This window comes from Mangrovimonas sp. CR14 (assembly GCF_011764015.1).
Classification (GTDB): Bacteria; Bacteroidota; Bacteroidia; order Flavobacteriales; family Flavobacteriaceae; genus Mangrovimonas; species Mangrovimonas futianensis.
The window spans coordinates 368,217-383,150 of sequence record NZ_JAAFZY010000002.1; the positions used below are offsets into that span (position 1 = coordinate 368,217).

The following is a 14,934-nucleotide window of genomic DNA, read 5'->3' on the forward strand; positions in this document are numbered from 1 at the left end:
CTTTCGGAGCTTTTATTTATTTCATAAGGCTTATGGCAAATCCGCCACCCTCAGCCAATTCTAAAGTCATTTTAGAATCTTTGGTAATTTCCATGTGTTCAATCTCTAAAGAAGTAGGGTTTGTATCCCAATGAGCATCTTTTCCATCTTTATAAATAGAGGCTTTATATGTTACACCCTCTTCAAGGAAACTAAAATCCAAGTCGATTGTTCTCGAATTTTCATCGGTAATACCTCCAACAAACCAGTTCCCCGTTTGTCGCTCTTTTCTAGCAATAACAACAAAATCACCCACTGCTCCATCCAAGACATCGGTTGCTTCCCAATCCACACCTACATCTTTGATAAATTGTAAAGCATCTGGTCTAGACTCATAATGTTCCACCAAATCTGCGGCCATTTGAACCGGACTGTAGATTACTACATACAAGGCCAATTGCTGTCCCAACGTAGTGTTGACTTGATTATCCTTTTTATAATCATCAAATTTAATATCAAATATTCCAGGTGTATAATCAATAGGTCCAGCTAACATCCTAGTAAATGCAACAATAGGTAGATGTTCTGGTGGATTACCACCATCGGTAGCCCAAGCATTGAATTCCTGTCCACGCAAACCTTCCCTTGAAATAGTATTCGGGTAAGTTCTTCTTAAACCAGTTGCTTTTATTGGTTCATGCGCATTGATAGCCACTTGATAACCTGCAGCTTTTATAACAGCATTGTTGTAATGATTCACCATATATTGACCATGATGATATTCTCCCTTGGGTAAAATTTTCCCGACATATCCCGTCTTAACGGCATGCATCCCTAAACTTTGCATAAGTGCATAGGCAGTATCTTGTTGCTTGGTATAAGTTTCAGTGGCCGCCGATGTTTCATGATGCATAATCACTTGTACACCCTTTTCTTTTCCATATCTCACCACCTCTTCAATATCATAATCTGGGTAGGGCGTTACAAAGTCAAAAACACCTTCCCTATCTTCAAATCCTATCCAATGTTCCCAACCTGTGTTCCATCCCTCTACCAAAACACCACCTATATTATTCTTAGCTGAGAAATCAATATAATTTTTCACGTTTGCGGTAGTAGCCCCATGAGTTCCATTTGATTTACCTCCTTCGGTCCAAGTGCTCATATCTTGAGTCATACCATAATCCCAAGACGATTTCCCCAAATGCATTTCCCACCAAACTCCAGTATATTTCATAGGTGTAAACCAAGACACATCACCTATTTTATTCGGTTCATTCAAGTTGACAATCAATCGAGATTCAATTAAAGAAGGAGCATCTTTAGTAATTTGAATGGTTCTCCATGGCGTTTCAAAAGGTACTATTTTTTTCACCTTATACTCGGTATTCTCTCTTCCTACCAAAACACTTTTTAAATCTAAATTTTCTGTATCCACCTGCAGTGTCATTCCAGAAAAATCAACCAAGGCTGCCTCGTGAAAACTTAAATGTGTTCCATCTGAACCTACCATAGTGACAGGAGTGTTTACGGCATTATTCGGAATATGTGTTTGCGCTAAATTGGGATGGTTTCTTTTACTTATCGCATCCACTTGAGATAATTTAGTCGTGTTATAAAGATGCTCATATATATCCCAATCACCAGGAATCCAAAAAGTTTTATAATCTTCATTTAAGTTGAATTCTGTATTCTCTTCAGAAATCAGGGCTTCCTTGAAATTTTCTTGTTCCGGAAATTCATATCTAAAACCGATACCATCATCATAGACTTTAAAAATTAAATTCATTTTTCTCTTTAAAGATGATGTTTCCTCCAGTTGTATTTTCAATTCATTATAATGGTTTACAACATCCAATTGTTCTCCCCAAGGCATTTGCCAGGTCTCATTAAAAGATTTGGTTTCTGTATTGACAACCATCAAACTATCACTGAACGATTTGGTATTTGTAAAATCGAAGCCCAATGATGACGTGTCCACAATCACCTTTTTATTAAACACAACAGAGTAATAGGCCTCTCCTGACTTGGACAAACCAAAGTCAACTTCAATTTCCTTGTTTGGAGATAAGACCTTATAGACTTCTTGTTTTTCTTCTGTTTGGCAAGCCGATAAAAGGATTGTCAACAGGAACATTGAAAAATATTTCATACTATTGTTTTTCAAGCAACACGATGGTTGCCTCTGAATTTATTGTTACTTTTCCTTCTTTTACTTCTACGATTTGATCTGAATACGCCTCATGAAGAACGGCTCCATTATCAAACACTTGCGCTACATCCAGTACCTTTTCTCCTGTTGGCAGATCTAATCCGATGAGCACTTCATCTTTGTAATCGCCTTGAACAAAATTTCTGGAGAATACATAAGGGCTTTGAGAAATCATTTGATGAACCCCAGCTCCTATTGCTGGATGGTTTGCCCTAAATGTCCCCAATTTTTGCCAATGTTTTAAAACGGCCTGAGTTTCTGGATTGTTTTGAATAGCTTCCCAATTCATATTGGAGCGTAAATTAGCATCACCGTTGGCGCCTTCTACAATTAAAGGTCGTGCTGATTCATCCCCATAATAAACCTGAGAAGTTCCAGGACACAACAATAACTTATTTGCTGCCTCATAAGGCTTACTCCTTTCCTTATCAAAGGGTGCTCCATCATCATGGGAAGTCAAATAATTTAAAACACCATAACCCTTTAAGTCATTTTGAAGAATCTGATTGTATTTAGAAAACATATCCTCATAGGACATTTGGGCTGCATTCCATTTAATTTCAAAATTGATTAAACTATTGAAGGCACTATCAAAATAATTTACTTTTCTATCGCCAAAATCAAAGGCGGTTGTATGACTAATATTGTAATTATAAACTTCACCAACCAAATAGAAATCATTAGCATCCAATACTAAGCCTGGATGTTCTGTTTTCCATTGAGAAAAAGCTGAATCACATACTTTTTTGAATTCTTGCCACACATAAGGCTCGGTATGTTTAACCGTATCTACTCGATACCCATCAATTCCATACTTTGTAATATAATCTGCCAACCATTTCATTATGTAAAACCGTGGCGATTTTGGCAATCCTGTCTGGTCAAAAAAGGTTGCTAGTTCTGCTACCTCTTGCTCATATCTACCTTCCGCTTTCCATTTTTCTACCAATTGCGGAGGCAACTCTACCAATTCGTTGCTTTCTGTTTTAACATCTGGCAAATTTTCAACCAAGGTACAGCTCACTGTACCATCAAAAGAATCAAAGGAACATGCTGGTCCTGTTCTAACCCAGTCATCTGGCCAAACAGGGTCTTTATCAGTAACCGGTCCGGTATGATTAATAACAGCATCAAGCAACACTCTGATTCCTTTGGCATGAGCCAAATGGATCATTTCCTTTAAATCTTCTTCTGTTCCAAAATTAGGGTCTAAAGAGGTCCAATCTTTCGTCCAATATCCATGGTAACCATAGGTAGCCCCAGTTCCTTCATCAGTTGCCCCATGAATTTGCTCTACAATTGGAGTTAACCAAATGGCATTGATACCCAGGTCAGTAAAATATCCATCTTTAATTTTTTGAATTACCCCTTTGATATCTCCCCCCTCAAAACCACGAAGCACTGCCGTTTCTTTGGTTCTATCAAAATTGACATCATTGGAAGCATCACCATTATAAAAGCGATCTGTCAACAAAAAGTAAATATTGGCTCCTTCCCATACAAATGGGGTTTCTACCTTAGCCATAGTCTCGACATTTTCTTTCTTTGGCTCATTTTTACAGGCCAACACAAAGATACAAAGCAAAAAAATGGCAGTAAATCGTTTTATCATAACTTTAATCAATCAATAATTTGAACTCCCATGGTTTAAAGGTTAGCTCTTGGCCTTCCTCATATTCCTCTTTTTCATTAGTAATGGTATTTAAATACTTTCCTTGTAGGCCATTTTGAAGTGTTTGAGTATCTGCTGAAACATTACCAATAAATGTTATTTTTTGTCCGTTATGGTCTCTAGTTATTTTTAGGATATTAGCATTAGAAAGAGGCTCTCTTTCAAAATTGGCATGTGCATTTATAGCGGCATTTGAATTTTTAACTTCTCCCAAATCAACTAACAAATCCCACATGGCTCCCTTGGTTTTAGGGATAGAATCTTTTTCAAAAAACTTTAATCGGTGATCCATACCATATTCTTGCCCTGAATAAATAAGTGGCATACCTGGAACCACATAACTTAAAGTAGTCATTAAAGGCGCTGCCTCACCCATACGTTCTTTTATTGTCCCATTCCACGAATTTTCATCGTGATTGGTTACAAAATTCATTAAGATATCATCTGCTTCATAATTCTTAAATCGCTCTTCAAAATAAGTATCAAAATCCTCTAAAGACTTCTTGCCTTGTGCCATACCATTCATTAAATGATGAAAATCCCAACCATAACACATATCAAACATTTGATCCCCTTTAAGAAGTTCGGCTTCATGAGCTTCAGCTAACATGAATACTGGTTTTGCGGCTCTAATTTTGGGAATGGCGTCAGCCCAAAAATCTGTAGGAACACTACCTGCCACATCACATCTAAATCCATCGATGTTCTCCTCTTTCACCCAATACAGCATATCTTCAATCATTTCATTTCTCATGTTTTGATTGTCATAATTCAAGTCTGCCGTATCGGTCCAATCGGTTCCTTCTGGATGAATAATTTCACCGTTTTCATTTTGAGTGTAATAATCTGGATGCTCCTTGATCCAAACATGATCCCACCCTGTATGGTTTGGCACCCAATCCAATATGACATAGATTCCATTATCATGGGCTGTTTTCACTAACTCCCTAAAATCTTCAATAGTTCCAAATTCTGGGTTGATTTTCGTATAATCGGTTACTGCATAATAGCTTCCTAAATATTTGCTTTGTTCTTCTTCTGGGAAATCTGATGCAAATTTGCTATCAGGGCCACCGGTAGCCTTTCTTTTGGTTTCAGAAATAGGAAAAACTGGCATCAACCAAACCACCTTGACACCCAACTCTTTTAATTGAGGTATGTCTTTGGTGAATTCTGAAAACGTTCCCTCTGATGAGTACTGGCGAATATTAGCTTCATAGATGACAGCCGTTTCCATATCCGATTTTGAAATTGGTTCCAATTGGACCTCAACGGTCTCTTCAGCGATTGGTTCAGGGGATTTGTTTTCATTTTTACAGGAAAAGAAAAACCCTATTAGTATTAGAAGGACAATTAGTTTTTTCATGACGTTTTATTTTAAATTCAATTCTATTTTTTGCTTTGTATTTGTATCCCAATCTATGCGTAAAGTTAAGCTTTGATTTACCTCACTCCATTGAAACTGGGTTTTAGCCCCATTCAATCTCAATTGTTTTGGTTTCTTTTCAATATTGTGGAGTACAAACTCTATTTGTTTATTGGAGTTTAAAGTTTGGCTTCTATGTTTGGTTTCAAAAGAAAGGACCAAGTGTTTATCCTGGAGCTTTGATCTAAACGCTATGAGTTCATATAGCCCCTTTTCAAAAGCATGTAATGTTTTACCATCATCATTATAGATTTCGGTGTGACGATCATCCACAGAATCATCATAATAAAAGTGTACGACCCATTCAGATCCATCATACCCTTTTGTTGATGTCATCGGTTTTGCCATCGTGATAAAACTACCACCTCTAACAAAAGTGGGAATACCATTTTTTTTTAAAGGAACTGTTTCGGTGGTCCCTCCCAAATATTTCTTATCAGAATAGAAATCAAACCAATTGGACGTTCTAGGAAAATAAACCTCCTGTTCCTTTTTATTTGCTTCTAAAACTGGGGACACTAATATATCATCCCCCCATAAATAGGCTTCCGAATAAGCTCGCAGGGTTTCATTTTCTGGTTCTTCAAAAAATAAAGCACGCATAAGTGGTAAACCTTGAGAATGATTTTGATAGACCAAATTATAATTATAAGGCAATAACTGATATCGTAACTCAATAGCTTCCTTAGCCAGTTTTTTTGCATTTTCACTTCTGAAAATTGGTTCGCTTGCCACTTCCTCCTGAGCGTGTGGTCTAAAAACAGGTTGAAAAACACCATATTGCAACCACCTAGCATAAAGCTCATCATCTAAAAATGGATTTGCAAACCCTCCTAAATCCGAATGCATATAGGCCAATCCCTGCATTCCCATTTGCAGTGCAATTTCTGGCTGACTTTGTAATCCGCCCCACGTACGATTTACGTCCCCAGACCAAGGCACCATGCCATAACGTTGAGAACCTGAATAACCAGCACGCATAAGAATAAATGGACGTTGGTTGGGGCTAGTTTCATAAAATGCCTTCTGCACCAGACGAGCCCAATCATGTCCATAGGTATTATGAACTTCATCTGCTGTTCCCGTTGCGTGAATAAGACCGGACGGATGTAATTCTGGTTCTCCCAAATCACCCCAAATACCAGTCACCCCCATACCTAATAATTCCTTGTATATGTTCTTAAACCAGTTAAAACCAGATGATGAATACACATCTATCAAGCCCGTGTTTCCGAAGAAAAAATCATAGGTATAAGGATTCCCTAAAGAATCTTTCGCCAACGCATCAGCCTTAACAGCTTCATTCCATCTATTTGAAGTAGTCAAAACAAAAGGCTCTGTTATTAAAACTGTTTCAACCTTTTGATCCCTAAGTGTTTTTATCATCTGCTTCGGATTTGGAAATGAATCGGTATCAAAAGCCAGATTACCCATGGTTCCAGTCACTTCTTTACCAAACCAATACAGATCTAAAATTATGGCGTCAACTGGTATGTTTTCTTCCCGGAATGTTTCAATAGTTTCCAAAACTTCTTTTTGCGAATGGTACCCAAATCTACTGGAGAAATTTCCCAATGCCCATCTCGGCAACATGGGTTGCCTACCAGTTAAATTTGTGTATTCGGATAAAAGTTCCTTCCAAGAATCACCTACCACTATTTGGTACGTTTTTCTTCCTGAAATGGTTTCGTATGTAAGCGTATTTCTTTCTTTGCTATCTAAATTCAAAAACCCAATGGGTGCATTATCAAAATGTAATAAATACTGTTTAGATGACAAGACAATGGGCAACGTAAAATTCATTAACTCACTATGTGTCTCGTAACCGTAATGTGCTTTATTGTAGAGTTCCAAACGATGACCGCGACGGTTCATCCCCAGGGCCCTTGCTCCACCACCATAAAGCACCTCGTCTTGTGAAATACCAAATTGAATGGTTTCATAGGTCTTGTTTCTTTGATATCCGTTTCTTTCGGAAATAACTTCCTGACCTTGATACCAATAGGAAATCCTAAAGGGTTCTTTTTGAATTTTAACTTGAAAATCCTGATTGGAAAAAGCAAAACCATTTGTCCCCTCAACCAATTGCGCCTTACTTGGCAGGGGCTGTAGAACAACAGCATGAGATTGGGGATTGTAAACCTCCCCTTCAGGTATAAAACTGGTTTCAACCACCTTTGAATCATAAAATTCAATGAGATAGGTCCCGTCTGTAACTGTTATATTTAATTTATTTCCTTCCACAGAAGCACCAACAAACTCACGTTGTGGAATTCTCTCTGAGAACAACCAACAGATGGTTTCTTCAAAATTATTTCTCCATAGTTGCTCGTTATGCTTACCTTCTGGCTCAACTTTAGCAAGGATATTTTTAGAAGGGAATCCATGCTCCTTTAATAAGGACACCACTGCTTCCACTCCTTGAACCGTTTCATTTATTTCTTCAAAAGCCACATTCTCACCTTCCTTACCTCCTGCCAAAAAATACATTTTGGTATTTTGGATGGATAGGTGCTTTTTGGTATAGTCTAAAACTTCAGGAGCAAACCAAAAGGCCGGGGAAAAGACTCCCACTTTCCCGAAGGTTTGTGGATATTTAAGAGCTGCATAATGTGAAATTAAACCGCCCATGGAACTACCAATGATGGCCGTATTCGATTTATCTGAAAGTGTTCTAAAGTGATTATCTACATATGGTTTTAAGGTGTTAACTACAAAATCGAGATAAGCATCCCCTTCACCGCCACCATATGCCTTGTTTGTCCAAGGGGAATATTCATCCAATCGCTTACTTTCCCCATTATCAACCCCGATGACAATCAGTTTCAAACCGCGCTCTTCAAAAAGTTGGTTCATCGTTTCATCAACCTCCCATTCCCCAGAATAGGAAGTCAACTTGTCAAACAAATTTTGACCATCGTGCATATAAACTACAGGATAGGACTCTGTGGATTCCTCATAATCTGGGGGAAGATACACCCAAACCCTCCTGTATCTATCAAGTTGGGGCATATGAAATGCTTCTGATAAAACACTTACATTTTCTAAAGCGGTACTTTCTGGCTTGCTTTCAAAAAGATGTGTCCAACCCTCTATGGTAACTTGAAGCGTGTCTGCTTCCTTTTTAAAAAGGTAGGACCTATTATCTAAAGCCTTCCCTTTACTGTTACATTCAACAGTCTCCCATGAGCCAAGGGTAAACTTAAAATTAATAGCTCCCTCTTGTTTTGGGAATGTGATGTAATAACCGTTTTCTTTTTGTTGTAATTTAAAGGACTCCTGACCTCCAGACCAACCTTCAAAATCTCCTGAGATATACAGGGAAGCCTCATCTGGAGTATTATCAGGAAGTTCATTCACCAAAATTGTTACTTGGGCAAAGTTGGCTAGCCCAGTTAAAAAAGCGATTATGAAAATGGTGATTTTTCTCATTATATTTTGGTGGTAAGCAACACTACCCCTCTCTGATTCAATTGGATAGAATCTGACCATTTAATTGTTTCACCTGTTACTATATTGGTGAGTTCTTTATCATTTAACCCCATTTCACTGTAACGCTTTAAGTCAATAGTCATTGGAGCTTCATTTTTATTGAGTATACAAACTACCGTTTCATCACCATGCTGCCTGAACAAAAAATAGGTGCCATTAAATGGCCCAAAATGAATGGTTTTTCCTTTTTGAATAGCGTCACTAGTTTTTCTATAATTCAACACTTTTTTCAGGAATCCCTGCATTTCTTTTTGACTGGCCGTCATACCTTCACCAGTAAACCCATTACTAGAATCACCATCCCAACCTCCTGGAAAATCAGTTCGAATTAAACCATGATCATGAGGTTTGGCTGTATTCTGAATTAATACTTCCGTTCCGTAATACACTTGTACAATCCTGGGAATTGTCAACAAATAGGCTAGAGCCATTTTGGTATTGGGAACATCTTCTTTAAGTTGTGTAAAAATGCGATCCATATCATGATTATCGGGAAAAATCATAATATCCTCTGGCTTGGTATAGGCAAAATCATTGGCTAGACCTTCATAGAGTATTTTTAAGCCAGTTCCCCAAGATTCCTCCTGATTCAAAGCTTTCACCAAAGTTTCCTGCATGGGGAAATCCATTGACGAAGTTAAATGGGATTCATATCCCTGTTTGTTCGGTGTGCCCTGTTGCCAATACCTTACCAACAACGGATTGACACTCCACTCTTCACCAACAATTTTAAAGTTTGGGTATTCCTTCATAATGGCACCAGCCCAATCACTCATAAAAGCCTTATCGGGATAAGGATATGTGTCTTGTCGAATTCCGTTTAATTGCAAAGTTTCTATCCACCAAATATTGTTTTGAATGATATATTTGGCCATGAATGGATTACGTTGATTTAAATCTGGCATGGAAGAAACAAACCAACCTTCAGACATTCCCTTTTTGTCGCTCTCTGAAGCATACAAATCCTGATTCGTAGTGCGAAAATGGTTTGAATTATTTAGTGGTTCATGGTTTTCAAAAGCTTGTTGTTGGTTTACCCAATCAGAAAACGGCAGATCCTTCATCCACCAATGCTCAGAACCACAGTGGTTGGCAACCATATCCATAATCAATTTAAGTCCGCGCTCACTCATTTCCTGGGATAGTTCTTTGTATTCTTCCAGTGTTCCAAAGCGCGGATCTACCTCATAAAAATCGGTGATTGCATACCCATGATATGAAGATCTTGGCATGTCATTGGTTAACACGGGAGTAGGCCAAATGGCAGTAAATCCCATATCATGTATGTAGTCCAAATGATTAATAATACCTCTTAGATCGCCTCCATGCCTTCCATAGTCATTCCCTCTATCAATAGTCTTCTCTTTTAAATCCTTATTGATATCATTTGTGCCATCTCCGTTTGCAAATCGATCTGGTGTTATTAAATAGATAGCATCAGAATTATCAAAACCAATAAAATCTGCAGCAGCCTTTTCTCTTGATTTCAGTTCATAAGAAACCTTTTTCGTTTTGTGTTTCTTTGAGGTCAATTCAATTTGAAAAGTTCCAGGCTTGGTTGATTTATCAATTTCAAGATCTATAAAAAGATAATTGGGGCTTTTGGCCTGATGAACTTTGGTGATAGTTATACCAGGATAACTGATTTTAGGCACATAATCTCCAATATTGGAATCCTTAACCAAAAGTTGAAGTGATGTATCCTGAAATCCAACCCACCAATTGGGAGGCTCCACTCTGTCAATTTGAGCATAGCCTTGAATCCCAATAACTAGGAAGAAAACAACAAAAATCTTTTTCATAATCATCTGTCTTAGGTTCTATTTTGGAGATACCATCACTGGTTTTCCAGACACCAAAATCTCGAGATCCTTATCGCCTTCCAGCTCAAAGTGAGCTCCAGATTGGTCTACTGTTATCTTTAAAATTTGATTTCTAAAATTGATCTTAAATGAATAACCTGTCCACTGTTCTGGAATTTTAGGCTCAAAAGACAAGGTATCATTCTTGACTCTCATTCCTCCAAATCCTTCAACAATACTCATCCATGTTCCAGCCATAGAAGTAATATGAAGACCTTCATGAACTTCTTTATTGTAGTCATCCAAATCTAAGCGTGAGGTTCTTAAATAAAACGTATAGGCTTGCTCCATTCTATTTAATTTGGCTGCCTGAATACTGTGAACACAAGGTGATAAGGAACTTTCATGTACCGTAAAAGGCTCATAAAAATCAAAGTGTCTTTCTAATTCTTCATCACTAAATTGATCTTCAAAGAAGTAAAAACCTTGAAGTGTATCAGCTTGTTTAATATATGGAGACCTTAAAATGCGATCCCATGACCAATGTTGATTAATTGGTCTTTGACTTTTATCCAAATGAGAAACAGTAATAAGCTCTTTATCCAAAAAGCCATCTTGTTGCAAATACACTTGGTGCTCTTCAGAATAGGGGAAATACATGCTATCGGCAACCTTTTTCCAATCAGCCAATTCAGGATCTGATAGCTTTACTTTATCCATAATTCTATCATAATCTGCGGAATATTCACTTTTGACAATGTCAATATTTTCCAAGGCATATTGGATACACCATTGAGCAATATAGTTGGTGTAGAAGTTATTATTTACATTGTTTTCATATTCATTGGGACCGGTTACCCCTAAAATCACATATTTATTATGGTTTCCTGAGAAATTAGCACGTTGGTGCCAAAAACGGGCAATTCCAATCAATACTTCCAATCCTTTTTCTGGAATATAACTGTAGTCTCCCGTAAAACGGTGGTAATTAAAAATAGCAAAAGAAATGGCTCCATTTCTATGGATTTCTTCAAAAGTAATCTCCCATTCATTATGACATTCCTCGCCATTCATAGTCACCATAGGATAAAGAGCCGCTCCATTTTTGAAACCAAGTTTTTCAGCATTCTCAATGGCTTTCTCTAAATGATGGTAGCGATATTCCAACAAACTTCTGGCTACCTGTTGATCTTTGGTCGCCATGTAAAAAGGCAAACAGTAAGCTTCGGTATCCCAATAGGTACTTCCTCCATATTTTTCGCCTGTAAATCCCTTTGGACCAATATTCAAACGAGCATCTTTTCCTAAATAGGTGTGGTTTAATTGCAAAATATTGAAACGGATTCCTTGCTGTGCTTTAACATCCCCTTCAATGGTAATATCAGCCATTTCCCAAATCTTGGCCCATGCTTCCTTTTGAGCCTTTAGCATGCCTGTAAATCCAAGTTCCATGGCCTTTTGTAATGTATTTCCAGCAGCTGTAATTAACTCACTTTTATCATGATATCGGTCTACCGTGTACCCTGCAAACTTCTCAATGCTAAGAGTTTCATTTTGTTTGGCAGATATATTATAAGTGAAACCTATTCGAGTTTCTGAAATTTCTTTTGTAGGAGTTACATCCAATTTACTACCATCTTTAAAACACATGGATTGCATGAAGGTGCAGGTATGGAAGTGGGTTTTCATGGTATGCGCCTCAATGAAGCCACGTTCGCCATCAGATGTCACATTAGTTGTGTTCCAAAATTGATCATCCCAATTGGAGTCTTCATTGTGAATACCTGAATCCAAATAAGGCTCAAAAGTCACCTCGGCATCCGAATTCATAGGGGTCACAGAAAATCTAATAGCTCCTACCTCATCCAAATCCAAACTTAAAAATCGTAAGGCTTCCACTTTCACCTGCAAATCATTGGGTAAAGTCGCCTCAAAACTTCGAGATAACCAACCCTCTTTCATGTTTAGTTCCCTTCTAAAGTTGGATACATTTTTACATGTATTTAAATCCAAGGCTTCACCATTCACAAAAACATTGATTCCAATAAAATTGGGAGCATTCAACACCTTGGCAAAGTATTCTGGATAACCATTTTTCCACCAACCTACTCGGGTTTTATCAGGGTAGTACACCCCGGCAATATAGCTCCCTTGAAAGGTTGGTCCGGTATATTGTTCTTCAAAATTAGCACGTTGACCCATGGCACCGTTTCCAATGCTAAATAAACTTTCAGAGGACTTCACTCTTGCCGGCTCAAATCCTTCCTCAATAATCGACCAACTATCTGGCTTTATATAATCTTGATTCATTTTTCAATTAATTCTTTAATGAAATCTGTTGAGATTTCGGTAAAATCTTTAAACACATAATCTGCTTCATGGAGAATATCCTTATCTCCAATTCCTATAGAAATCATCCCTGCATTGTTGGCTGCCTTGATACCTGCAACTGAGTCTTCAAACACAATACAATCATGTTGGTCTAACCCTAGCTTTTGGGCTCCTATCAAGAACACCTCTGGATTGGGTTTGGCTTTAGATACATCATTCCCATCTACAATGGTTTCAAATACAGAAAAGAGCTTAACCTTATTTAAAATAGTCCTCGCATTTTTACTGGCAGAACCCAAAGCAATTCCTTGATTCTCCTCTTGAAGAAAACTCAGTATTTTAGGAACATCTGGCAAAATTTCTTCTTCTGTCATTTTGTTGATATAGCCTAGATATTCCTCGTTCTTAATAGCCATCAATTCCATGAATTCTTCTTCAGAAACACTCTTGTTCCCCCAATTCAAAATCTTTTCCAAGGATTTGACTCTACTAACACCTTTTAGCTGTTCATTTTGGATTTCGGTAAAATCAACACCCATATTATTGGCCAAATTCTTCCATGCCAAAAAGTGGTATTTGGCCGTATCTACTATGACTCCATCTAAGTCAAATATGAATCCTTTTTTATGCATTTTTTGTTTCTATTATTTCGTCCACATCTTTCACTCTTCTCACTAAAAGCGCAGCTATTAAAAAGCTAACACCACTTGTAACAAGAGCTAACATGGCATTTTCGTTGTAAAAATATTTCACAATTGGCCCTCCTATGAAGGCATTGATAATTTGGGGAATCACAATAAAGAAGTTAAAGATCCCCATATAAACTCCCATTTTTCGAGCAGGTATAGATCCCGCGAGAATCGCATAAGGCATTGCCAAAATGCTTGCCCAGGAAATACCTATAGCAACCATAGATAAAATTAACCAGTATTGATTGGGAGCAAAATACATGGAAATTAATCCCAGCCCTCCAATAACCAACGAAATAACATGCGTTAATTTTCTACCTATTCTAGCAGCGATTACTGGCAAAAAGAAGGCAAAAATGGCAGATATTAAGTTATAAACACCAAATAATACGCCTACCCAATCCCCAGCATTCTGATAGGTTTCACTATGGGTATCTGACACTGGTAATCCATAAATGTGATGAGCTATAGCAGGTGTTGAGAACACCCACATTCCAAAAAGTCCAAACCAAGAAAAGAATTGCACCCAAGCCAATTGCCTCATGGTTTGTGGCATTTTTGCGAAATCTGAAAAAATATCCATTAAACTGGATTTTTCATCCTCAGGAATGTCATCAGGGTCTGCCATCTGCTCCATTTCCTCTGGGGTATACTCTTTGGTTTTGACTACGGTTACTAAAACACTTACAACCAAAACAACAGCACCAATAATGAATGACAACAACAAATTAAAAGGAACACTTCCATCTGTTCCAGAATTGGAAACTCCAAAAAAGTTTGTCAAAACATAAGGCAACCAAGACCCTACAACAGCACCCAAACCTATAAGCACGGTCTGAATACTAAAGCCTAAAGTCCTTTGATCAGTTCTAAGGTTATCTGCCACCAACGCCCGAAATGGTTCCATAGCGACATTAAAGGAGGCATCCATGATCATCAGCATCCCTGCACCTACCCAAATGGCGGGCATAAATGCAGTGAACATATCAGCATTTGGCATTAAGACCAGTCCTATGGAAGCCAAAAGAGCTCCAGTAAGAAAATAAGGACGTCTTCTTCCCAATTTGGTCCATGTTTTATCACTGTAATGACCAATTATTGGCTGAACAATCAAACCAGTAAGTGGTGCTACAATCCAAAACCAAGACAAATGATGAACATCTGCTCCAAAAATTTGTAAAATTCTGCTGGCATTAGCATTTTGTAGGGCAAATCCCATTTGTATTCCTAAGAATCCGAAACTCATGTTCCAGATTTCCCAGAAACTTAAGGAACGCTTTTTCATTATAGTATGTTTTGATTAATACTATTTTGACAAGCGAAAACTCATC

At 37.8% G+C, this 14,934-nt stretch carries 8 protein-coding genes; all 8 read right to left on the reverse strand.

The genetic code is table 11. From position 1 onward, the window contains the following. Positions 1–16: 16 nt before the first annotated feature. From GZ212_RS04885 to GZ212_RS04920, 8 genes are read right to left on the reverse strand one after another with little or no spacing between them, the layout of a single operon-like run. Positions 17–2,131 carry a glycoside hydrolase family 97 protein gene (locus tag GZ212_RS04885; RefSeq protein ID WP_166957786.1) on the reverse strand — a complete coding sequence of 705 codons (2,115 nt, stop codon included), beginning with the start codon at positions 2,129–2,131 and terminating at the stop codon, positions 17–19. Position 2,132: 1 nt separating this feature from the next. After that, entirely contained in the window at positions 2,133–3,800 is a 1,668-nt protein-coding gene (locus GZ212_RS04890; protein WP_370520456.1) for an alpha-amylase family glycosyl hydrolase, read from the reverse strand. Positions 3,801–3,807: 7 nt separating this feature from the next. Beyond that, the gene (locus tag GZ212_RS04895; RefSeq protein ID WP_166957788.1) at positions 3,808–5,229 is read right to left on the reverse strand and encodes an alpha-amylase family glycosyl hydrolase; all 1,422 of its coding nucleotides are present in this window, start codon (positions 5,227–5,229) and stop codon (positions 3,808–3,810) included. 6 nt (positions 5,230–5,235) lie between these two features. Beyond that, on the reverse strand, positions 5,236–8,721 hold the full coding sequence (locus GZ212_RS04900) for a TIM-barrel domain-containing protein (RefSeq protein ID WP_166957790.1): 3,486 nt from the start codon (positions 8,719–8,721) through the stop codon (positions 5,236–5,238). Beyond that, a complete protein-coding gene (locus GZ212_RS04905) occupies positions 8,721–10,583 on the reverse strand; it encodes a glycoside hydrolase family 13 protein (protein ID WP_166957792.1) in 1,863 nt (620 codons plus the stop codon). Before GZ212_RS04905 ends, GZ212_RS04900 begins: the two co-directional genes overlap by 1 nt. 18 nt (positions 10,584–10,601) lie before the next feature. Beyond that, a complete protein-coding gene (locus GZ212_RS04910; protein WP_166957794.1) occupies positions 10,602–12,893 on the reverse strand; it encodes a glycoside hydrolase family 65 protein in 2,292 nt (763 codons plus the stop codon). Next, a complete protein-coding gene (gene pgmB, locus GZ212_RS04915) occupies positions 12,890–13,546 on the reverse strand; it encodes a beta-phosphoglucomutase (RefSeq protein WP_166957796.1) in 657 nt (218 codons plus the stop codon). Before pgmB ends, GZ212_RS04910 begins: the two co-directional genes overlap by 4 nt. Beyond that, complete coding sequence (locus GZ212_RS04920; protein WP_053971235.1) at positions 13,539–14,888, reverse strand: MFS transporter; 1,350 nt, start codon at positions 14,886–14,888, stop codon at positions 13,539–13,541. Before GZ212_RS04920 ends, pgmB begins: the two co-directional genes overlap by 8 nt. Positions 14,889–14,934: the final 46 nt, after the last annotated feature.

Coding starts and splice junctions, on each gene's coding strand:
- GZ212_RS04885 (WP_166957786.1), bottom strand. CDS start 2,131: ATGAAATATTTTTCAATGTTCCTGTTGACAATCCTTTTATCGGCTTGC.
- GZ212_RS04895 (WP_166957788.1), bottom strand. CDS start 5,229: ATGAAAAAACTAATTGTCCTTCTAATACTAATAGGGTTTTTCTTTTCC.
- GZ212_RS04910 (WP_166957794.1), bottom strand. CDS start 12,893: ATGAATCAAGATTATATAAAGCCAGATAGTTGGTCGATTATTGAGGAA.
- GZ212_RS04920 (WP_053971235.1), bottom strand. CDS start 14,888: ATGAAAAAGCGTTCCTTAAGTTTCTGGGAAATCTGGAACATGAGTTTC.
- pgmB (WP_166957796.1), bottom strand. CDS start 13,546: ATGCATAAAAAAGGATTCATATTTGACTTAGATGGAGTCATAGTAGAT.
- GZ212_RS04900 (WP_166957790.1), bottom strand. CDS start 8,721: ATGAGAAAAATCACCATTTTCATAATCGCTTTTTTAACTGGGCTAGCC.
- GZ212_RS04905 (WP_166957792.1), bottom strand. CDS start 10,583: ATGAAAAAGATTTTTGTTGTTTTCTTCCTAGTTATTGGGATTCAAGGC.